The 23,292-nt window shown below is 32.3% G+C and carries 19 protein-coding genes; all 19 read right to left on the bottom strand.

From position 1 onward, the window contains the following. Positions 1-604: 604 nt before the first annotated feature. The 19 genes from GH741_RS08425 to GH741_RS08335 all read right to left on the bottom strand — a co-directional run bounded on the left by GH741_RS08425 (position 605) and on the right by GH741_RS08335 (position 23,184). Complete coding sequence (locus GH741_RS08425) at positions 605-3,976, bottom strand: non-ribosomal peptide synthetase (RefSeq protein ID WP_153736357.1); 3,372 nt, start codon at positions 3,974-3,976, stop codon at positions 605-607. Between the two features lie 57 nt (positions 3,977-4,033). Next, entirely contained in the window at positions 4,034-5,314 is a 1,281-nt protein-coding gene (locus GH741_RS08420) for a hypothetical protein (protein WP_153736356.1), read from the bottom strand. Positions 5,315-5,448: 134 nt separating this feature from the next. Further along, entirely contained in the window at positions 5,449-6,042 is a 594-nt protein-coding gene (locus tag GH741_RS08415; RefSeq protein ID WP_153736355.1) for a hypothetical protein, read from the bottom strand. Between the two features lie 124 nt (positions 6,043-6,166). Further along, positions 6,167-7,978: an ABC transporter ATP-binding protein gene (locus GH741_RS08410; RefSeq protein ID WP_338079308.1), complete on the bottom strand. Its 1,812-nt coding sequence runs from the start codon at positions 7,976-7,978 to the stop codon at positions 6,167-6,169. Between the two features lie 96 nt (positions 7,979-8,074). Then, positions 8,075-9,166, bottom strand: coding sequence for a glycosyltransferase family 2 protein (locus tag GH741_RS08405; protein ID WP_240795447.1), 1,092 nt, complete (start codon positions 9,164-9,166; stop codon positions 8,075-8,077). Further along, positions 9,123-10,304 (bottom strand): glycosyltransferase, encoded by a 1,182-nt coding sequence (locus GH741_RS08400; RefSeq protein WP_153736353.1) that lies wholly within the window; start codon positions 10,302-10,304, stop codon positions 9,123-9,125. Before GH741_RS08400 ends, GH741_RS08405 begins: the two co-directional genes overlap by 44 nt. A 635-nt stretch (positions 10,305-10,939) precedes the next feature. After that, complete coding sequence (locus GH741_RS08395; protein ID WP_153736352.1) at positions 10,940-12,145, bottom strand: glycosyltransferase; 1,206 nt, start codon at positions 12,143-12,145, stop codon at positions 10,940-10,942. Positions 12,146-12,161: 16 nt separating this feature from the next. Then, positions 12,162-13,352 carry a glycosyltransferase gene (locus GH741_RS08390; RefSeq protein WP_153736351.1) on the bottom strand — a complete coding sequence of 397 codons (1,191 nt, stop codon included), beginning with the start codon at positions 13,350-13,352 and terminating at the stop codon, positions 12,162-12,164. Positions 13,353-13,381: 29 nt separating this feature from the next. Next, a complete protein-coding gene (locus GH741_RS08385; protein WP_170287590.1) occupies positions 13,382-14,353 on the bottom strand; it encodes a polysaccharide pyruvyl transferase family protein in 972 nt (323 codons plus the stop codon). A 47-nt stretch (positions 14,354-14,400) separates the two neighbouring features. Continuing rightward, positions 14,401-15,390 carry a glycosyltransferase family 2 protein gene (locus GH741_RS08380; protein WP_153736349.1) on the bottom strand — a complete coding sequence of 330 codons (990 nt, stop codon included), beginning with the start codon at positions 15,388-15,390 and terminating at the stop codon, positions 14,401-14,403. Continuing rightward, on the bottom strand, positions 15,387-15,812 hold the full coding sequence (locus GH741_RS08375; RefSeq protein WP_240795446.1) for an FAD synthase family protein: 426 nt from the start codon (positions 15,810-15,812) through the stop codon (positions 15,387-15,389). The genes GH741_RS08380 and GH741_RS08375 overlap by 4 nt, the downstream gene beginning before the upstream one ends. Then, positions 15,799-16,980 carry a CDP-glycerol glycerophosphotransferase family protein gene (locus GH741_RS08370; RefSeq protein WP_240795445.1) on the bottom strand — a complete coding sequence of 394 codons (1,182 nt, stop codon included), beginning with the start codon at positions 16,978-16,980 and terminating at the stop codon, positions 15,799-15,801. The genes GH741_RS08375 and GH741_RS08370 overlap by 14 nt, the downstream gene beginning before the upstream one ends. A gap of 19 nt (positions 16,981-16,999) precedes the next feature. Further along, positions 17,000-18,031, bottom strand: a complete 1,032-nt coding sequence (locus GH741_RS08365) for a glycosyltransferase family 2 protein (RefSeq protein ID WP_153736347.1) — start codon at positions 18,029-18,031, stop codon at positions 17,000-17,002. Between the two features lie 14 nt (positions 18,032-18,045). Further along, complete coding sequence (locus tag GH741_RS08360; protein ID WP_153736346.1) at positions 18,046-19,224, bottom strand: glycosyltransferase; 1,179 nt, start codon at positions 19,222-19,224, stop codon at positions 18,046-18,048. Beyond that, positions 19,196-20,350, bottom strand: a complete 1,155-nt coding sequence (locus GH741_RS08355) for a glycosyltransferase family 1 protein (protein ID WP_153736345.1) — start codon at positions 20,348-20,350, stop codon at positions 19,196-19,198. Before GH741_RS08355 ends, GH741_RS08360 begins: the two co-directional genes overlap by 29 nt. A gap of 41 nt (positions 20,351-20,391) precedes the next feature. Next, positions 20,392-20,733, bottom strand: coding sequence for a helix-turn-helix domain-containing protein (locus GH741_RS08350; protein WP_153736344.1), 342 nt, complete (start codon positions 20,731-20,733; stop codon positions 20,392-20,394). Continuing rightward, complete coding sequence (locus GH741_RS08345) at positions 20,733-21,956, bottom strand: DegT/DnrJ/EryC1/StrS family aminotransferase (protein ID WP_153736343.1); 1,224 nt, start codon at positions 21,954-21,956, stop codon at positions 20,733-20,735. Before GH741_RS08345 ends, GH741_RS08350 begins: the two co-directional genes overlap by 1 nt. After that, on the bottom strand, positions 21,910-22,584 hold the full coding sequence (locus GH741_RS08340) for an acetyltransferase (protein WP_153736342.1): 675 nt from the start codon (positions 22,582-22,584) through the stop codon (positions 21,910-21,912). The genes GH741_RS08345 and GH741_RS08340 overlap by 47 nt, the downstream gene beginning before the upstream one ends. Then, positions 22,585-23,184, bottom strand: coding sequence for a sugar transferase (locus GH741_RS08335; RefSeq protein ID WP_153736442.1), 600 nt, complete (start codon positions 23,182-23,184; stop codon positions 22,585-22,587). Between the last annotated feature and the right edge of the window lie 108 nt (positions 23,185-23,292).

The raw sequence follows: 23,292 nt of genomic DNA, 5'->3' as shown, positions 1-23,292 counted from the left end.
AAATATCATTTTAATATCCTTGTGTCAACGCAATTTCCAGTTAAATATTATCAGTCAAATCAAGATATCGATAATTAAAAGCCTATAACAATTGTGCTAATCTGTGATCGTTGAAAAACTCCCTATCAAGAGTAGGTATTAAGGTAAACAACAATTAAAATATACTTTTGTCATCAACTGCAAGTACTTTATGATCCTGAGAGTATATCTTTATTTTCACTTAACAAATTGAAACTCCACATTATAATTAGCTAAATTATGAATAACATTACACAACCGTTTATAGAACTTATAAAGAGCATCTTTCTCACTGTAAATTACAGTAAAAATTACATTTTATCTTAAGTTTGACTAGTCTATTACATCACTAAATAACATTCTATATAGAAGTAGACATTTGTAATTATTCAGAAATGGTAGACCATTCATTTTAGGAAATTAAGACCATTAACCTCCTCCAGTACATGAAGGAATAGCAATAAAATTACTACCCCGACACATTTTTATATTTTATTCTGGAAATTCATGGTTTTTTCCTTCTGCTTCAGTATATTTAATGATAATTACTAAGAAATTTTCGTTAAATTTGAAGTACTAATTATTCTCAGTTAACTAGGCTAGTTATTTCTTGCAATTTTCCCTTTAAGTGTTTCACAACTAAATCAACGTTAGGTTCTTTCAGAAGCCCATCATGTTCAGCGTGTATGGTTTCCTCACGAATACATCCTTCTTTTGTCGTTTCCCAGCCAAGTTTTTTTTCAAAGTCTTTATAATTATTTGCTCGAATTAGTAATATTTCACTTGAGTAAGGTTTAGGTTTATATGCATTAATCGCTTTAGTCAGACCTTTATTAGTTTGAGTAATTTCACTTACCGGTTGCTCTATATCAGATGTAACTTCAATAAGTCTCATGACATTTTTAATTTTTTGAATAAAGAAAGTAAATCGTTGCTTTAATGGCATTGTAAAAAGCACTTTCAGATTATTTATTATTATTTTTTTATAATTTATTTGATAATGATTTTCTTCAGGTTGACGCTTTGGATTGGCAAAATTTAAGATTGTTAATAACGAGACCTTCTCTGTCTCCTTAATTAGCTTTTGTGCCATTTCGTAAGCAATTGCGCCTCCAAAACAATAACCAAACAGAAAATATGGACCGTTGGGTTGTATTTCTTTTATTTCTTTAACATATTTTTCAGCTAATGTTTCAACACTTATACTAGAACTTTCGTCATTAGTGAATCTTAGCCCATAAATAGGTTGTTCCTTACCAAATTTAAATGCCATCTCTCTATATCCTAGTACTTCCCCACCCCCACCATGTACACAGAAAATTGGTTGCTTACTACCTAATGGTTGAATAGGCACTAATGAAGATGACCAATCATGCAATTGATCATTTGATCTTAAATAATTTGCTAATTTTTCAATTGTATCCTCCTGGAAAATGATAGATACAGGTAATTTTTTATGAAATAACGTTTCTATATCGGCAAACATTCGCATTGCAACTAAAGAATTGCCACCTAAATCGAAGTAATGATCCCGCACTCCGATTGGTTTAAAATCCAACATAGTTTCCCATAAATGAACTAATTTTTCCTCTACCTCATTTCTTGGTGAAACAAATTGTTCTTTTGAAGTTAAGACGACAGGTGTAGGTAATCTCTTACGGTCTATTTTTCCAACAGGTGTAACAGGGATTTCACTCATTTCCACAAAAAAGGTTGGAATCATTGATTCTGGAAGTTTCCGCCTAGAATAAGAACGCAAGTCTTGTTGGTCGAACTTTGTCAGGTTGTTCATCACAACATAAGCAACAAGCTCATTAGTTCCACTCTTTCCTTTTGTGACTCCTGCCACCAAGTGTCGAACACCTGGGAATTCTCCTAGGATTGTCTCAACTTCACCTAATTCAATTCGATTTCCTCTTATCTTAACTTGATCATCAATTCTCCCTATAAACTCAATATTACCATCAGAACGATAACGACCCATATCTCCAGATTTATAAAGTTTTCTCCCCTTTGCTAATATAAAAGGATCCGGAGGGAATTTTTCATTCGTTAATTCAGGTTTATTTAAATATCCTCGTGCAATACCTTCACCAGTTATATAGATTTCCCCCGCTACTCCTATAGGTACAGGCTGTAAAAATTTATCCAATATATAAACGCAGTCGTTTGAAATCGGCTTTCCTATTGGAATAGAAGCTACACCCTCCGGAAGCTCATTTACATGATAACAGGTTGTGTTCACTGCATTTTCAGTAGGGCCGTAGGCATTTATTAACTGACATTCGTCCAATTTGAGCTTAAATTTACGTGCAAGCCAAACCGGTAGGACTTCTCCTCCTGAAAAAACTTGTTTTAAAGACTTCAATTCATGACTATAATCCTCTAATAAAATATTAAGCATATCTGGACCTACTCGGAGAGTAGTTACTTTGTAGTTATATATCAGATTTGCAATTTCTTTAAATGTAGGTTTATGAGAATTGATAATAACAAGTTTGCCACCATTTAATAAGGGACCATAAATTTCGAAAACAGATACATCGAAAGCTATCGGTGCTCTATTCAAAATTGTTTCATCTGACCCTAAATTTGCATAAGTAATATTTTTGACAAGACGAACTATTCCTTGATGGTTATTTGCGACCCCCTTAGGCTTCCCTGTTGATCCTGATGTGTACATTACATAAGCCAAACTATCTGGCCCACTAGTATTTGTGATTGTTTCTGGCCGAGAATCAAAAGTCTCATCTTCTTTATCAAGATAGATCAGTGTTGTATCTAGTGAAGGAAGGTCCTTACCTATTAGCACAGTTGTTATTAGAAAAGATATTCCTGAATTTTCAAGCATGTACTCAATTCGTTCATTAGGATAGGCTAGATCAATCGGTAAATATGCTCCACCAGCCTTAAGTACTCCTAAGAAACTCGCAATCATATCTGGTGAGCGATTAAGGCAAATAGCAACCAACTGCTCATCTTTAATATTTGCTCTTTTTAGATAACTTGCTATCTTATTAGCTCTATTATCTAGTTCTTGATATGTTATCTTATTATTTTCAAATATTATTGCAACATTATTAGGATTCAACTCTACTTGCTCTTCAAAAAGTTGATTGATACTAGAATCCCTTGGGTAATCTGACGTGGGCTTATTCCATTCAACAATCAACTGATGTCTCTCCTGAGCATTTAACATTGGCACACTAGATATTAAGATATCTGTATTGTCTAATACTCCATCTAACAAGTTATTAAAATGTCCTTCCATCCGAATCATGGTTTCATTATCGAATAGATTTTCATTGTAAAGAAATGAGCAATGAAGCTCATTTTTCACTTGAGTAATCTTTAATGTTAAATCAACTAGTTCAGTGCTTTTTCCGATATCCGTTCTTTCTATTTGAGAATCTACCGCTTCCTCATATGTTAACTTCAAGTCCTGTATTTTCAACATTACTTGGAAGAATCGATTAGTGTTGCTATTTTTTTGGTCACCCATTTCAGCAACTAACTCACCAAAAGGGAGCTGGTGCTCTTTTGCTTCCTGATAAACTTTTCTGACTTCTTCCAAAGCATCTCGGAAACCCATATCACTATCCAGTCTTGTTATCATTAGAAATGTGTTATCAAGTGAAGATCTTAAGTCATTCTTATTCACCCCAAATATTTCAGTACCAATGTATATATCCTCTTCATTGCTATAACGGTACAGTAGTATATTAAAAACTGTCATAATCAATATATTCGAAGTAACTTTTTCTAGATAGAATAAACTATCGATTTTCTCTTTGATATTATTTGAAATTATGAAATTATAAGACTCAATTAAAGCATCAGAATTAGTAGTTCTAGGATGATCAAATGGAAGACTTAATTCTGTTGGTCCATCTCCTATCTTTCTTTTCCAGTAAGCTAAATTAGTCTTCATATCTTTTTCCAACATACTATTCCCCATTAAAGTTCCTCCTAAAAATTTTCTAGTTTTAATCGTTTTACAATTAAATCAATCCTATCAGTTCTCTACTCTAATTATTTTTTTCAAGATTCTTTTTGACCTTTCAGGCAACGCTTTTGCAACCATAAGACGTACCCTTATTAATAAACTAGGTTGATAATGTCTCAACTTATAATTTTTCAACCAAATAAACAAGTCTCTGTAATCAGAATTTTCAAAATTTAAATTATGAGGAATATGGTCTTGAACATCCTGCCATTGAAATGCTATAGCCTCAGTAATCTTCCACTTTTGGGTTTCAAATTGCTTTTTAACATGAGATGGAAAAGAATTACTAACATAAAATCCATGCTGATTTGGATCTAAACCTGCCAGAATTAATCCTATAATTGTACGAGAACATTTTTCGCATTCATTACAATTCCCTCCATTTCCCTCCGGCAACCAACAAACTCTTATTTGCAAAGATCCATATTTGTTAGTTATATAATCAGCAATCATATTAATTTTTTCTTGTCTAGTTAAATCATAAGAGTCATGAATAACGTTTGTAGACCCCCATTTAATATTATTATCAATTGAAGGATGTGAACCATATGGCAACTTATAATCAACTGTATGTGACGATCCAATATAAAAAGTCCCTAACCCCTTTTCATAGGTAATAGGAGCACATAATCCTGATAAACCTAATCCATGCTGTACACCAGCCCACCAACTTATAACAATTTCTCCAAATTCATCTTTTAGTTGGCCTTGATTTAAAAATTCTTTAAAATTCGACTTAACAAATACAATCTCAGTTTTCAAATCTTTTGCTAATTTTGAATTGTAATTTCGTACTTGTTCCCAAGCCTCAAATTCATCTAATCTTACGTCTGCTCCCCAAATAGTAACGAGGTAAGGAGTCTCGTTACTTCTTCTTATATATGTAGTAAGTGAATCTATCCCCCCACTGAATAACTGTGAAGACCTACTTAAATTGTTTGCTTCATTTTTAACTATCTTGTTAGCTATTAGATGGCCACCTAAATTGAGTTTTGGATACATTTTCTGAAAAGCATCTTTTAATACTGGGATTGATTCGTAAAAAGTTTCATCGACTTCATCAATGAATAAATTTACATCATTTGCCCAAGCAACTGGTAGTAAATTAGCTAAAAGCGGAATGGACAGTATGCTATCCGGAACACTGTCAATAGAAATAGAGTAAGAAGAAAAAAAACTTTTTTCATTAAAAAACCTTTCAACACTGTCTGGAACTGTAAATTCTATCTCTAAATAACCTTTCTTCAATTTTGAAATCGAATTAATAATAATTCCTTTTGAATTATACATATAAAAATCCACCTCTTAATATTTTTTTATAAATAACTATAGTTTATAGTTTCGAATCTCAATTAAAACGCAAGAATAGTTCACTATTAAGAAATAAGGATGCAATTAAAACACCCTGGTTATTGGCGCAAGATTTAACCTTCATGTTCTGTATGTTTTTTGATTAAATACTTTAAGTTGTTAAGATATTGTTTATTTATTCGGTCTGGCAAAAAACCTTTAAAAGTGTAAAACCCCTCTATGTCAACATTTATTATTTTATTTGAAACATTATCATACACTAAATTATGAAGCATCCAATCTCCTGGTAAATTTTCATGTGCTTGATAATATTGTTTTAAGTTTAAATACAAATTGTCAATTGCGGTTAACAGCTTTTCTGATTCTTCCTTGGATATCATTAAGTGTCCTTCCTGAAATTCAATTAACATTACTTGAATATTCTTCCCCTGAACAAAGGGGGATTTATATCCTCCATCCCTAAAAACCTCTGTTACAGAACAAATATGTGGTTTCAAAAATTCTTTATTTACGGCTGACATAAGAGTTTTCTTATATATATCAAATTCTTTGGTTCCTTTTATTTTCTTATAAAATTTGGAGCTAGAACTACTATCCCTTCGATTAACCTTAATCACTAGATTAGATTTTTTATCAACAAATACTTTAAAGATACCATTAGTGATTTTTTTATCAAAAGTAAGAAGTCTATAACCTTTTACTTTCATTAAATAATTAAAATAAATGATGTTCATTATTTTTCTATGATAATAGGGTAAGTCAGATTTGAGATAAATTATGAAGCTACATAAACCCTTTTTATGAGAACTTTTATATAAAAATTCCCGTAATTTATAGAACATATTTTATACCTTCCTTAGATTTTTCGAATTTAATTACTGTTCTTTTCAGTTTATTCTCAATTTCTGTCAATCTCCCTGCATTTATTTTAAAAACAATATCGCAATTTTCAATTGTACTTAATCTATGAGCTATTATGACTAGAGTTTTTTCGCCTCTTAAACCGTCAATGGCTTTCATGATTTCTTTCTCAGTTTCATTATCCAAGGCAGATGTTGCCTCATCCATAAACAGTATTTCAGGGTTATGGTATAAAGCACGAGCAATCCCTATTCGCTGTCGTTGTCCGCCTGAAAGTCTCACACCTCGTTCGCCTACTTTTGTTTCTAGTTGATCTGGAAGATTTTTAACAAAACCTTTCAATTGTGCTTGTTCTAATGCTCTCCACACTTCAACATCTTCGATATGTTCTTTCACTATTCCAAAGGCAACGTTACCACGTATAGTATCATCAGAAAGAAATATAGATTGAGGAATATAACCGATTTTTCGCTGCCATAGTGATTTTTCATCAAATAAATCCTTACCATCTACAGAAACAAAACCCTGTTCCGGCTTAAATAGTCCAAGAATAATATCAACAATAGTTGTTTTCCCTGCACCTGATTCACCCACAAAAGCTACAGAGTTTCCTATAGGTATCGTTAGAGATACATTTTTTACTGCATATTCTTTTTGATTAGGATAATGGAAAGAAACATTATTTAATTTTATTGAATCTTTAAAGGTTTTTTCTCCACTATTAATAATTACTGACTCATTACGCTTAACTTTTGTGGGTTCCTCCTTATTTAAAAATAAATCTTCATAAACAACTGTTAGAGCAGGTTGATTGTATCGAATTGAGGTAATCAATGACACAACCTTCGTAATGGAAGGCAACAATCGAAAAGCTGCCATTGCAAATAATGCCATAGTTGAAACTATACCCGTTGTGCTTGTTCCTTGAAATACAAGTATAAGCATTGTAATTAGAACAATAGATATTAATAATGTTTCAATAAATAACCTAGGAGTTACTTCAAGCATTTTCATATAGCGACTATTATTAGCTTTAATTTGGCTTTGGCCTTTATAAGAGTTAATAAAAAAGCTCTCTTTTCCTGAAACCTTAACCTCTTTGCTTGCTCCTAATCCTTGATTAACCCATTTAATCATTGAACCACTAACTTTTTGCTGTTCTTTACCTAGATGGCTGATCTTTTTGCGTAAAAATGCAAAAAATATAGTAACACTTCCACCTAATAAGCAAGAGGCTACTAAGGTTGCAATTGGTGCAGTTATTAATAGCAACACCAGAATAAAAGTAATTACAAGGATTTCAGTGATTAACTGAAATCCGGACATTATAATCCCGCGAAACACCTTAGATACTTCACCGTTTACATTCCGCAGTAAATCTGCTGTATTTCGTTGTAAATGGAAAGTGTATGGTTTGGTTAAGTACTCTTTAAACAAAACGCTAGACAGCTTAACTTGCTGGTTTAGAATCACTCTGAATTGTGCGTAATTAAAAAGAAGTAAATAGAGATTCTTTAATACATATATCACTAATAACATCACAACTGAAAATACAATGAATGATCTAGTTGATTGAAAATTAAACAATTGATAAAGAAATGCTAATATTGCTTGATTTTGTATGATATCGGGATTGGTTACAATTCCTACAAAAGGAACAATCAATCCTATTCCTATTGTTTCCAACAAGGCTGCTACTATCATCATAAAGAATAAAATTAGGAACTTTTTCTTTTCAGTTCTATTAAATAACATTACTAACTTTCTGATACTTTCTGCCACTTCATCACACCCTTTATCAATAAATTTATTACTTTCAATTTTCCTAAAATAATAAAATCAAATCTAAATAACTCACCCCGGCTAAAAAGTACTACTTTATTTATAAAACTTATACAAAAGAAGTAAATATGCAAATAAATACAGTTTTTTATTTAATAAAATAAATAGGAATTTATAAAACCTAATAGAATTTGCATAGTGCAACATTACAAGTCTGAAATTTTCGTCGTTGTGTAGTTGCTTTAGTACTTCAAACTTCTCACTCATTTTTGTCACTTTTTTGTGGATGATTATATTTTTCAAACATAAAGTGTACATTGGAAGCACATATGAATACATTTGTTCCGCGTTTTTTTTGAGCATCATATTTTGATTGGTATGATTTATGAAATCAAATAGCGAATTACAAACAGTACTAATATCAGAAACTATATTAATTTTGTTCCGTTTAGCTAATTGGTTTGTTGATGCATCCAAATTGTAATGATACAAAGCGTCTGGTATAAAAGTGATTTTACTAGAATGATTCAGGTATCTTAAGTTAAAATCAAAATCCTCATATAATACTAATTTACTGTCAAAGTATAGATTTTGCTCAACAATAATATCTGTTTTAAATAGATACATCCAAGAAGGGTGCATTCCAACCGAATTTAAAAAATATATAAAATTGTTTCTTAGATCTTCAATGCTTATTTGTTGTTTTTTGAAGAACCCATTGTATTCACTTTTTATTAATTCCTTTTTAGAAAATAAATCTTTGATTAAACCAAAAATAATTACATCATTCTCATCATTTAAAGTGTGATCTATTAAAGTCGACAAAGTATTAGGTTCAATCCAATCATCACTGTCAACAAATAACATATACTCTCCTTTTGCAATCTTTATCCCATTATTACGTGCTGAAGATACTCCACCATTTGGTTTATGATTTACTATCACCCTGTTGTCTTTAAGAGCATATTCATCACAGATTTTTCCGGACTTATCCGGTGTTCCATCGTTAATAAGGATGAGTTCAAAGCATTCGAATGTTTGTGATAAAATAGAATCAATACATTTATGAATATATTGTTCCGCTTTATAGACAGGCACAATAACGGTTATTTTTGGTTCAATTTTTAAAACCCCATTTCCTAACTTATTCATTAAACGTTTTTTCTTTTTTATTTGTTGTAATAGCATTTTTGCTCTTTAAATTAGTAGTCAATAACTCTTTTTGGTTTGGATTATCAATAAGAAACTTTATAGTTTCATATAATTCTTGTACATCACAACTTACTATTAATCCATTTAAACCATTGTCAATCTGTTCATTCGCTCCAGTAAAATTTGTGACTACAATTGGTTTATACAAGCATTTTGCTTCTGCTAACGTTAAACAATATCCTTCATGTCTTGATGGTTGAACATAAATATCTGCATTCTTAATATAAGGGTATGGATTATCCTTTTCTCCTAACAAGAAAAAGTGATTATTAAGGTTGTAACCATTAATTAAATTTTCATACTCTTCTCTAGCACTGCCTTCCCCTACACAATACCAATTAACGTTATACCCATTCTCTCTTAAATCCGCTAATACTTTAATGGCAATATCCTGGCCTTTTTCCTTTGAAAGCCTTCCAACAGTTACAATCTTGAATCCACCATACTCATCTGAAAAATCTACATTTACTGTTGACATTTCTCTTATTAATTCTTCGGAAATAATATTCATAAAAACTTCCGTTTTACCCTCTACTGAAGGGATTAATTCCTTCAGTTTTATTTCAGCTTGACTAGACACAACAAATAGTTTGTCATATATTCTATATAAATTCTTATAAAGTTTTTTGTTGATGGAATGTTGCGTAACATCAAAATGAATCCAAGAAATTTTCTTTTTTGCAGTTACTTTCGTCGCAATAAAAAAATCAAGGATATCTGTGGGTCCTTGATAAGATATTGCTATATCGTATTTAACTTCGTGTTTAGGGATATTTTTGAATACATGATTATAATATAAGTACCTGTTATTCAGTTTTTTTGATATAATGTATGACCATATAAAAGGGATAATCTTATGAAATTTCTTATTATAATATAAACTGGCAATAGTTTTTTGTGGGGGTTGCATAATTATTGGCTTTAGGTTTCTGTACCAATCCACTTCTTCCACTCTCACCCAATCTGGAACGTGCTTTAGGAAACCACCATTTTTTTCGAGTAACAAAAGAGTTATGCTATAGGTTTCCTTTGAAATTATTGAAAATAGAGATAAAAGCGATTTTTCTACTCCACCAATACTCATACTACTTACCATAAATAGAATTTTCTTCATTTTATCTCCTCATTGCGAATTATTGATAAAGATAGGCTTAGCCCTGAAATTCAGTTAGGAATTTTCTACGATAGTTAGTCAAATTATACTAGCCTAGTCGTTTAAATTCCCTAACACATTTTCTGTGAATTCAATACTTTAATATTCATCATAAATACTAGTGTGTATTCAATTCCATGACATGCCAAGTTTATTTTCACTATTTGATATTCCAAATAATGAAATGGTAAATTATAGGTCTAAGGGAAGTACTATATGTTGTGTCAAATTTCTCTTTAGTTAATACAATGAACCAAGTTAGGTCTATGAAAATCTCGTCCATGCTGAAGTGAAAAAAGTTCTCGTTTGGCTTTAAACTATACTCTATTGATCAATGATAAGTCGTCTAATAAATTTTGAAGGAATTCTGTTTGTACTCTTGATGTGTTCATTCTTTGATATATAATTTTTAAATTTTTTATTGGTAGATTCTTTGTGAATCGATGCAAAAGAACGTAATGAAGAAATGGATAATTTGGTGTTTCTTCTTTCTGGTAATACAAGTTTTAAAGGCACGTTTTAATTAAATTCCCCCCTAAAATATGGCACTTTTAAAATGTGATAATACCTCCTCATCAACCTTTAGAATGACTTAGTTACAATTCCCAAACTAAATCAAAAATTACATTTAATTTTTCTATTTCTTCTGCTGTATTTATTATTTCCTTTTCTAAATTTCTTTTTATCTTTAGTCTAAGTGTCTCATTATTCATTAATAGTGTTAAAGCATTATATAATTGAGTAGAACTAAAATTAATGATTAAGCCTGTGTTATTATGATCAATCTGTTCAAATGCTCCTGCAAAATTAACACTTATAATAGGATTACTAAAACATCGCGCTTCGGAAAGTGTGATGCAGTAACCTTCATGTCTTGATGGTTGAACATAGATATCACATTGTTTCATATATGGATAGGGATTAGTGATGGCACCTAGCAAAATAAAGTCATTTTCTATACCATATTTTTTTATTAAATTTTGATATTCTGATCTAGCGTTTCCATCACCGATACAATACCATCTAACGTTAAAACCATTATCCTTAAGTTTTGACAGTACAGAAATAGCTAGGTCTTGACCTTTTTCTTTACTAAGGCGTCCAACAGTAAGTATTCTTATTCCTTGAAAGTTGTCCTCAAACCCTTCGCCTTCATTTGACAATTGCCTTATTAACTTAGGCGACACGATATTTAAGAAAGTGTCTATCTTTTTCTGAAGTGTTGGTAACTGACTAACTAGCTTCGTTCTTCCTTCAGCAGAGACAACAAATATATGATCAAATTCATTGTAAATTAAAGATGCGTAACTCTTGTTAAATCCAATTTTTGTAACATCAAAATGAATCCACTGAATGTATTTTTTGGCTTTAATTTTATTTGCAACAAAATAACTAATGAAGTCCATTGGACCAGCATAAGCCACGGCAATATCATATTCTGTTGTTAAAATTGGAACATTTTGAAGTAGATACCTAAATAATAAGCTTTTGTTTTTCGTTACCCTTGATATGAGGTAAATTGTATAGAAGCTTAGTCCGATTATCATATTTCCACTTCGTAATAAATTAAGAGCAACTGTTTTAGGCGGTTTTTCAAGTGCATCTTTCAATTCTGTGTACTCTTTTAAATAAATAACATTTACTTCAATAGGAATTGAATCTAAAAAACCACCATAATGTTCTAACATTAAAATGGTAATATCATATTCGCTATTAGGTAATTCATTTATCATATTAAGCAATGCTTTTTCAGTGCCGCCAATATTCATATTAATAACCATGAATACAATTTTTTTCTTCATTATTTTACTCTCTTTCTTAACCTATTAATTTATAGAACTTTTCAATTTCTTCAAGATTACCTTTTTTCTCTAAATTTAAATATTGAATAATACTTTCTTTTAATTTCACATCATTTACTAATCTAATAATTCCATTACATACAGCTTCAGCCTCTCTATCAACTACAAGTCCATTTTTCTCATCAATCATTTGATTATACACCGCATCAAATCTAGTAGTAATAACAGGAACATTGAGCATTCGTGCTTCTGCAATCGCAAGACCAAATCCTTCAAATCTTGATGTTTGAACATAAATATCTGCATTTTTTATATACGGATAAGGATTTGCTTTTACCCCTAACAATATAAAATGTTCAGTAAGACCATTTAATTTTATATAATCCTCAATCTCTTTTTGTAATGGCCCCTTTCCAAGTACATACCATTTAAATTTCAACCCTTTTTCTTTCAGACTTTTACACGCATCAAGTGCAACTTCATAGCCTTTTTGATATGCAAGCCTTCCAATTGTCAGAATTCTTATTCCGTCAAAAAAATCCTCGTAACTATTTCCAATTTTTGCCATATTGGAAATTACATGAGGATTATTAATATCATATATAATCTTTATTTGCTCACCGTATTCAGGAAATGTCTCCATGAGAATATCTTTAGTAGACTTAGATACAGCAACGAGTTGATTAAATTTATTATAAAATTTTTTTTGGAAACTCTTCTCTTTTTGATCCAATCTATAACTAACATTAATCCATGCAAATTTTTTCTTAGCTTTTACTTTATCGGCTACATAAAAGGTAGGAACCCCTTGTGCATAACTAATAGCGGTATCATAACTTTTCGGATTGTTTTCTATCACCTTTGAAACACATTGCCAAAACAATCTAGCCTTCTGAGGGTTAGTATTTTTCCCTTTACGTATGAGGGTAGAATATTGTAATCGCGATGCTAGCATCCTATAATCAAGTTCCTTAATGCTAAGTTTTACAGCTTCATATAAAGGTATTTCGGCAAATGTTGTATATTCCAGTGGCTTTAAAATTGTAACTTCTGTAGGTACTAATTCCTCCAGCTCTCCACCGTGAGCAAAAAGCATTAAATCAACATCATAGTGAGAATAATCTAATAATGAGAGTAACGTTACTAAGCTCTTTTCTGCACCTGCACAATCTAATGAATCAATGACGAATAAGATTTGTTGTTTCATGTGCCCTTTCACCTCACTACTATACTCTCTTATTCTTCTGAGATTTCTAATTTAACCACACTATATGTCCAGGTTTTATAGTAACTTGAATTTTTCCCATACGAATTGTCAATTAGCTCACTATTTTTGTTCATTAAGCATGCTAATATATGCCCGTGTAAGCGTGAAGTAATAATAGAATGATGTTCATTATATAACATGATGGCTTTACTAATTGAATAGTTTGTAAATAGTAACCAAAGTTTTGGTAACAGCATGGTAGGTAATATTGCATTTAACTTAGATGAACTATGTGCGGATATAAAAACTGAGATTAGGCCTTTTTCAAGATTGTTGTATAATGAGGGCCAATCAAAAGTCTTAGATTCTTCATAACTTTTCTGTTGAAGATCACTAGATTCTTTATCCCTTCTAATAAGATGAAGGGTTTTAAACTCTTCTGATCCGTTAGTATTTATAGGATATAAAGAATGAGCCATATCAGGGCAGACATAAACGTTATTCAAATATTTTTTTGCAATGTCTAGACTTTCCATATCTCTAGTGAATATGTGTAGGTCCTGATGTTTCTTAAATAAATTAAAATCATCTTCCATTTTTTTTATGTCCTGATAATATATTGTCTGTGGAAGAAACACAATACGATGAGAAGAAAAATTATTTACTAGTAACTTTCTAACATTCTGGTATTGTATGTACAAATCACCAAAATTCCCACCTCCATGACAAACTATTATGACATCCTGCGGAATGCTAATGCTTTTACCATTTTTTAACTTATTTAATATTTGATGATTACTGTATCTTCTTTTCACTTTAATACTGCTTTCACGAAAAAAATTTTCAGTACCCTTCCATATAAGCATATCTCCGACATTTCCATGGACGGGATAATCAAAAAAATAGATAGTTGATCCTTCAGGAATTATTCGTCTCAATATACTGTTCATCTTTTCTTTCAATCCCATCATTGATTCGACACACACAGCTTGCTTATCCATAAAATTTTTCTCCTTCTTCTCATTGGTTGAAACATGTTCTTGTGCATTCATTGTTTAAATCTTTTATTCAATATTTTATTAAAATTTATCGATAACAGTAGTAAATTAATATCATATTTTAATAATCCTATATGAGTCTTATATTTTATATCTAAATTTGCGCTTTTTATTATGTGCTTATAATGATTCTCTACATGATTCTGAATAGTTGATAGAAACTTTTTTCTATCCTTACTTTTCTGAACTTGAGATGTAATATAATAAACATTATCTACTACCCAATAAGCAAAACAGGATAAATAGTATTCAGCTAGTTGAGAGTAATTTTTATTCATAAATGAAATTATCTCATTCCAACCCAAAAATGCATCTAGTCTTTTTTCGTTATAGTTTGTTGTTAATATACTACTATCTCTTTTCACATATATATATCCCGCATAATTAGTAAATACTACCTTGTCTGCTTTAGCAAAGACCTTATAAGTAGTAAATAAATCTTCATGAATCCTTCCTTCAGGAAATTGTACGTGCTCAAAACATTTCTTAGTGTACAACTTATTCCATACTGCGAATCGGTATAGATTCCCCTTAAAAAGTTGCCTCATTGCTTCAACATTATCCATCTCTTTAATATAATTATCTCTGTCTACATAGACTATTTCTCCCTCAATCTCTCTGTACATAGTACAAATTGAAATATCACTATTTGTCTGGTTACACAATTCATATAAAGTTTGATACATGTCTTTAAATACCCAATCATCGCCATCTATAAATCCAACAAAGTCACCTCTTGATAACTTCAATCCAACATTTCTAGCAGAACTCAATCCACCGTTATATGTGTGAATTACCCTGACTCTGTTATCCAGTTCAGCATACTCATCACAAATGTCACCACTTGAATCTGTTGATCCGTCATTAACAATAATGACTTCGAAATCTGTGAATGTTTGGGCAAGAATACTATCCAAGCATTTCCTGAGGTATTGCTCAATATTATAAACTGGAACAATAATACTTATCTTTGGTTTCATTTCATCACCCTATCCATCTTCTCCTTCACCATTGTCGATGACACACCCTTTGTATAAGGAAAATAAACGATATCCACATCAACTTCATTAAACTGTTTCTCCAGCTCATTAAAAAGAGCATTTCCTTTCCAATCGTCTCCTACAAACATGACGTTGAATAGTAAATGCTCCCAAGCTGTGAATTTATTTCTACTTATTTGAGGTACAACTTCATCTACATACCTTATCCCCTCAACAATAGTTTTTCTATCTTCATATATAATGGTTGGTTTTTTACTTTTGTACTCTGTCACTAGGTCATCCGTACTCACACCTACAATAAGATATTCGCATTGTTCTTTTGCCTTCTTTAAAATATTCAAATGACCAACATGAAACAAATCAAAAACTCCGGTTGTATATCCAACTTTATACTGTTTCAAGCATTTCACTCCTAACCTTGCTATAGCAAACTTTGTCAATACGATAAAGCAAATTTTTACAGGCATCTCCATTTTCAAACGATCCAATACTGTCTAAAAATCGTGTTAAGTTTTCCTGATAATTCACATTATTAAACCTCTCCATTTCTTGAATTAACTCACTATTACTAGTTGCATTAATAAAAGGTAGCTCTTCTATTTCGAAATACAGCTTCCGTTCCTTGCTTGTATATTCATTGATATCAGGGACATATAAGAAACAAGGTCGCTTCGTTATCGAATAATCAAACATTAGCGAGGAGTAGTCAGTAATTAAGGCATCAGCAACAACCAATAGTTCCTGAATATCATCATAAGAAGTAACATCTATAGCACTAAAATAAGACAATAATTGACTTGATTTGGATATCAAATGTGGATGTAGCTTTACTAAAATACGCCATTCACCACCGAACTTGCTTTTTAATTTCTCTGATATTTGCCTGTAATCTAAATCATATACTTCCAAGCTCTCACTTGCCCTAAAGGTTGGTGCATACAACATAATCTTGATATCAGAACCAATACTTAGTTTTTTTACAATCTGATTTCTAATTTCAGAATTACTTTGAAAAAGAAAGTCGTTTCTCGGAGTCCCATGTTCAAAAATTTCACCATCATACCAAAAAGACCGTTTAAATATTTCCGTACTATACTTGCAACCAGAAAGTAACAGATCTACCTTTGTTGAGTCCTTTTTTGCCAAATTTAGATAATTCTGAGGTAGTATATTCTCTGCATCTTTCTCTATATGTTTTAACCTTAAAGAACTGTGCCAGGTTTGAATGTAATACTGATTCTTCCTTTTCACAAACAGTTCAGTTGTTCGAAAATTTGTAAGAATAACCTTTGCTGTACATAGTTCATAAAAATATCTAATTGACATTGTTTTTACTTTTCTAATTCCTTCTATCGCCTTGGACTTAGGATTATTAAAAGCCCAGACAACGTCAAATTTATTGCTAGGATAGTTGGAAAGTATATAATCCGTGATGTATTTAGGATTGCATCCATATTGACTCCCATAATAACTAAACATAAATACTTTATTTTTTTTAATTGGCAAGCAATTAAAGAGATAAATAATTAACAAACAAATAGACCTTTTAATAAAATTTGTGGCATTCAACCCTAAGTCCCTCCCAACATCATAGATTCATCCGCTCCAACCCAGCAGGCTTTGCTCCAAATTGAATTTTTCTTAATCCTTTTTTCATCCCTAAGTACATAATATTTAGAATTGGATGGACTGAAAATAACGAAAACTGTTTTAGAAGTTTGTTATCATCTTTTACAGCTTCTTTTAATACTTGATAATTGTTATGGATATAGTACCTAATCTCTTTTCTGTGTACCCCTTGCTTATCTTTTTTCCAATTTATTAACAACAGGTTGTAGTGTATCAGGCATGTCTTTGTGATTACCTTATACGATTCGTTTTTCAAATCACTGTGATATTTCTCGAGGAAACTGTGTCTTTCTTTTAATCCTTTTATAATGTCTAGGTTTCTCGGTGTATAGTTGGCGACGATACTATCGTCACGTTGATAATAGTAATACAATGGTTGATGAATCATTACATAGGTGGTAATATGATGCATCACTTGATGTGCCCAAAACACATCTTCAAACAAAACAGCCTCTTTAAATGGAATATCTTTAATAAGTACTGTCCTGTAAAGCTTTCCCCATGCAAAGTTCTTCACTTTTTCATTGATTACTAGTTCGTACATTAGTGTCTTGTTATCTAAAACAATATGATTATCACCTTGCTCATAATGCCTGTTGTCATAAAGCAATAGATCATCGTAAGCATAATAAAAAGCTGACTGCACTGCATCAGCTCTATACTTAACACAATAATTAACTTGTCTCTCAATCATTAATGTCTCCAACCAATCATCACTATCGACAAACATAGTGAATTCACCAGTAACTAACTTCATTCCGTGATTCCTAGCGTCAGATAATCCCCCATTTTTCTTATGCAATACTTTGATACGATCATCCTGTTCAGCGTATTGATCAACTATTTCACCACAATTATCGGGTGAACCGTCATCTATTAGGATAATTTCAAGATTTGAATACGTTTGGTGTAGAATACTTTCGATACAACGATGGATGTATTTTTCTACTTTATAAATAGGAACAATAATGCTTACTTTTCCACATCGCAATGTATTGTTCCCCCTTAAGTTAATTGATAGAGTTTTTCGAGTTCTGCATTATTATTGTAACTTTCACTTTTACAAAACTTAGATAAAGTGTTTCTTAATGGTTCATTGTTATATAGTATTTCGATTCCATTGGCAATTCCTTCTGGTGATAAATCACAAATGCATCCATCATGGCCATCATCTACTTGGCTTTTAGCAGTAGGATAATTGGTAATCAGAACAGGCTTTGCTAAGATTTGTGCTTCTCCAACCGTGACAGCTTTACCTTCGTAACGTGATGGTTGAACATATAAGTCACAAGCTTTAATGAATGGATAGGGATTTGTTTTTTTACCTAATAAAATAAAATTGTCCTGCAGACTATTTTCAAAAATTAGTTCTTTTACTAAGTTTTCATCACCGCCATATCCAACTACATACCAGGCAATATCTTGATACCCTCTATCTTTTAACAATCTTAACGCCTTAACCGCTTGATCAATTCCTTTAGCATGCGATAATCTCGCAACAGTAATGATTTTAAAACGTTGATCTCTTGCCATTGGATTGTCAATGGTTTCATTAGCTAATGTTCGCACAATGTCTGGTGAAGTAATATTTTCAATTACTTTAACCTTCATTGCCAAAGTTGGATATTTGTTTATGAATGCATTTCGACACTCCTCTGAAACAGCTACGATGTACTCATACTTATTCCACATGTTGAGGTCCATTTCGACATCCGTTTCTACCGTGGAGAAGTCTGTGTGAATCCAAGCTATTTTTGTCTTTGCTTTAACTTTGTCAGCAACAAAATAATGTGGCCATAAATAACTGATTGCAACATCGTAATTCCCTTCTAATTTTGGTAAAAAAGGTAGAGAATACTTCCACATATATTGCATTTGCTTATAACCATTTTCAGAAGATTGATCTAGACTCGCTTTATACTTTGCTAATAACCTTGCTATCCCTACTGGAAGCCTACCAGATTTGAAAATCTGTCCAATCGACATTCGAAATGTTTTGTAAGCCTGTAACTCTGATAGTAATTCTGGTTGATTAGGGAGTAGATCCATAAACTCACCTGTATGGCTATATAACATCAAATCAATTGAGTAATTTTCATAATCAAAGTTATTTAACATACTGATTAAGCTTCTTTCTACACCCCCGACTTCCATATCAAAGGAGGCGACTAACATCTTTTTCATAAGTTTCTCCTTCGTTTGGATTATATATAGACATTAACCTTGAAATTCCTCCTAGTAATGAATAACCACTACTATTAAAACCACTAGTAATCTTATTAATATCCTTTTCTTTTTTTCCGACTCTGTCTATAATTTCGGCGGCCCAAGTCTTTGATCCACCTGCCAATGTGAGAGTTGATACAAGATCTATATTCAAATCTGCCTCAGGTTGTATTGCTTCAGACACAATACACGGAATTCCGCTAGCTTGAGCTTCTAATAGGACAAGTCCTAACCCTTCATATAGTGATGGAAATACAAACAAATCCATGCTATGCAGCATCGTTGACACGTCATCTCTTAAACCCACAAATCTAATGCTATCGTATATACCTTCTTGTTTTGATAGCTCTTCAATATCCTTCCTTAAATCTCCATCACCGACCAATAACAGTTTACTAGTTGGAGCTTTCTTAAGAACATCTTTCATTACTTCTAATAAAAACCGGTGATTTTTTGCTTCTATGAATCTACCGATATGACCTATTACTATACTATTTCCCAGTCCTTGTTCCAACTTGAATTTCTTGACTTCAGTTTTTTGAATTTGTAAGAACTTCGAAAAATCAATTATATTTGGAAAATATGCATACTTATCACTAGATAATTTGCTGTCCCCAAATAAGTAACTTCCTGCACCATTACTACAAGCTAGTAAGCTGGTGGAAAATGTACTAATCATCAATCGCATTGTATTAATGTATAGTTTTCTTACTAGGCCATTATTGTTATCTAAGGTTGTATGCGCATGAGCAATTCTTATTTTCACACCAGCTAGCAGAGCTGCTAGATTAGCAATCCCACAATGGAATAGTGTATGAGAATGCACGACATCATATGGCCCATACTTTTTAATAATTTTATAAATTTGTTTAACTGAGTCTGGTTTAGAAAGTTTTATTACCTGGCCACCCAAATCTCTTATTTCTTCGTCATAATCAGCATCGCCTCTACCATACGAAATAAAATCAAATTGCACTTTGTCCCGATTGATACTCCGAAATATATTCATTAACATCGTTTCTGTTCCCGCTCGATTCATCGCACCAGTAACGTGAAGGACTTTGATTTTTTCTTTATTATTCATATATTTCCCTTTCAATTCAGAGTACTGAGTCACTGTACTATTTATTTCTCTTGCTGTTTCTTATTTTTCCACCTGACAAACTCTATGACCGGTTTGTATTCATGAAGCTGTTCCTTTTTTATTCCAGAATCCTTTAGCTCATTGACAAACTCTATCCACTCTGTTTCCGGATAAACTGTTTTTTCCTGTTCAATTCCTAGAATTTTATCAAGATTTACATCTAATACTGAGGCAATTCTTCCTATTATTTGGATTGAAGGGTTTTGATTTAAATTTCTTTCAATATTACTTAAATAGGATTTAGATATATTTGCACGTTCGGCTAGCTCTGATAATGTTAATCTTTTCTGTTTTCGAATTCTATAAATATTGCTACCTATCATTAGCTGTACCTCGTATTTTCTAAAATGGTTTTTTCACTATTGATGTTGCTCGATATTGTCCTTTTCACACAGTCAATTACCCTATTTTGCTCTTGAACTGTCAGGCCAGAACCAGAAGGAAGACATAATCCTTCAGCAAACAATCGTTCTGCAACATGCTCATTTTCTTTATGGGAATAGTATTTAGCATCCTTGAACAATGGCTGTAAATGGAGTGGTTTCCATACTGGACGAGCTTCGATGTTTTCATCATTTAGTACTTTCAACAAATGTTTTACAGAAACACCAGAATGATCTTCATTAATTGTTAATGTTGTAAGCCAACGATTAGATCTTGTATATAGCATTTCAGGCATTAAGTTAATTCCAGGAAGATTAGCTAATTGTAAATAATACCGATCAAATATGCGTCTTCTCGTTTCAACACGGTTGTCTAGCACTTCCATCTGCGCTCTGCCAACACCAGCAAGAATGTTACTCATCCGATAGTTAAACCCCATCACACTATGTTGATAGTTTGCTGATGGGTCCCGGGCTTGGGTTGCAAGATAACGTGCTCTATTCAATGCCTCTACATCATCAGATACAAGCATCCCCCCTGCTGAAGTTGTAATTATTTTATTGCCATTAAAAGAAAAAATACCAAATCTTCCAAATGTGCCACTTGGCTTACCTTTATAAGTTGATCCTAGAGATTCAGCTGCGTCCTCAATAATTGGGACGTTATATTGATTGCAAATGGCCATTAACTCATCCATTTTTGCACTCTGACCATACAAATTCACAACAATAACAGCTTTGGGCAATTCCCCTTCAATAGCTGCTTCTATTAATGCTCGTTCAAGCGCCTGTGGTGACATGTTCCATGAAGTCTCTTCTGAATCAATAAATACCGGTTGAGCATTTTGATATAGAATAGGGTTAGCACTAGCCACAAAGGTAAGACTTGAGCAAAATACTTTGTCTCCCCTTTTAACTTCTAATAAAGAAAGAGCCAAATGAATAGCTGCAGTGCCAGAACTAACGGCGACAGCTTCTTTGACTCCTAGATATTCCGCTATTTCTTTTTCGAATGCATCGACATTGGGACCTAGAGGGGCAATCCAGTTTGTACTGAATGCTTCTCTGATGTAATCAATTTCTTTACCACTCATGTGTGGTGGAGAAAGAAAAATTCTAGGCTTTGTCAATAGATACCACCACCTTTTCTTGGTAAAGTTCATCCTGTTGATTATTTTTCAAAATCCTGGCAGGACTACCAACAGCCTTACAACCTGCTGGAATATGTTTTATGACTGTGGAACCAGCACCAATCACCGACCATTTATCTACTCTTATTCCAGGTATAATAGTTGCTCCTGCACCAATATTCACACCTTCACCAACATGGACATTTCCAGTCAGTGTAGCACTTGGTGAGATATGAGCATAATCATTAATTACACTTTCATGTTCGACAATTGCCCCCGTGTTAATGATGCAATGATCACCAATGGTTGTCTCAGCATTAATGACTACATTTGGCATAATTACTGTCCCATTACCGACTCTTGCTGTACTACTCACTACCGCCGTAGAATGAATAATTGTTAAAAATTGTTCTGCTCTCAAATTCAATAAGGATACTACTTTTTTCCGTATCAAGTTATTTCCGATTGCAATGATAACTTTAATCTCATGATCTAATATGTGATGTATTAAAGGTAACGGACCGAATACTATATCGTTGACCTCAATTTTATTTCCGTATTTATCATCTAGAATAGCAACTATTTGTCTTTCGTTTTTCAAATTAACCATCTCTTGAACAACCTTACTGTGTCCACCATCACCAACAATAACTACTCTCATCTATATCACTTCTTTTGAGCCTTTGAATTTTCCCATCGTAACATGACCTTGATGATTTATCCCTTCTTTCTTAACTACTTTGGAAAGTGTTAATAAAATAATCTTAATATCGAGAAGTATATTTCGATTCTTGACGTACCAAGTATCTAAATTGAATTTTGCTTCCCAATCAATCTCATTCCGTCCATTTACTTGTGCCCATCCAGTTATACCAGGCTTAACATTGTGTCGTATCTTTTGTTCTTCCGTATAGAGAGGTAGGTATTCCATCAATAATGGTCTAGGGCCAACCAAACTCATCTCACCCTTTAAAACATTAAACAGTTGTGGTATCTCATCCAAACTGTATCTCCTCAAAAAACTTCCAACTGTTGTTAACCGGTCTTGATCAGATTTTAAATATCCATTTTTATCTATTAAGTTATTCATCGTTCTAAACTTAAATAAGTAAAATCCCTTGCCATACAATCCTGGTCGTAATTGTTTAAATAGTATTGGTGTTCCCAGTTTAACTCTGACAGTTATAGCAACAATTATGAAAATCAGTAACAATACAGTTATTAGAGTCAAACAGATGACCAAATCCATTAATCGCTTCATCATGACATAACCCCAATTCTTATTAACAGATTATCTAACCTTTTAGCTTACCCTCATCAATATGCTCTCTTTGAACTCAATGATAACCCTCGAGCGCACTAATACTTG

It is taken from the genome of Aquibacillus halophilus, from assembly GCF_009649745.1.
In the GTDB taxonomy this organism is placed as follows: domain Bacteria; phylum Bacillota; class Bacilli; order Bacillales; family Amphibacillaceae; genus Aquibacillus; species Aquibacillus halophilus.
The sequence above is the reverse complement of the archived record's forward strand: the minus strand, read 5'-3'. Positions and strand labels throughout refer to the sequence as shown.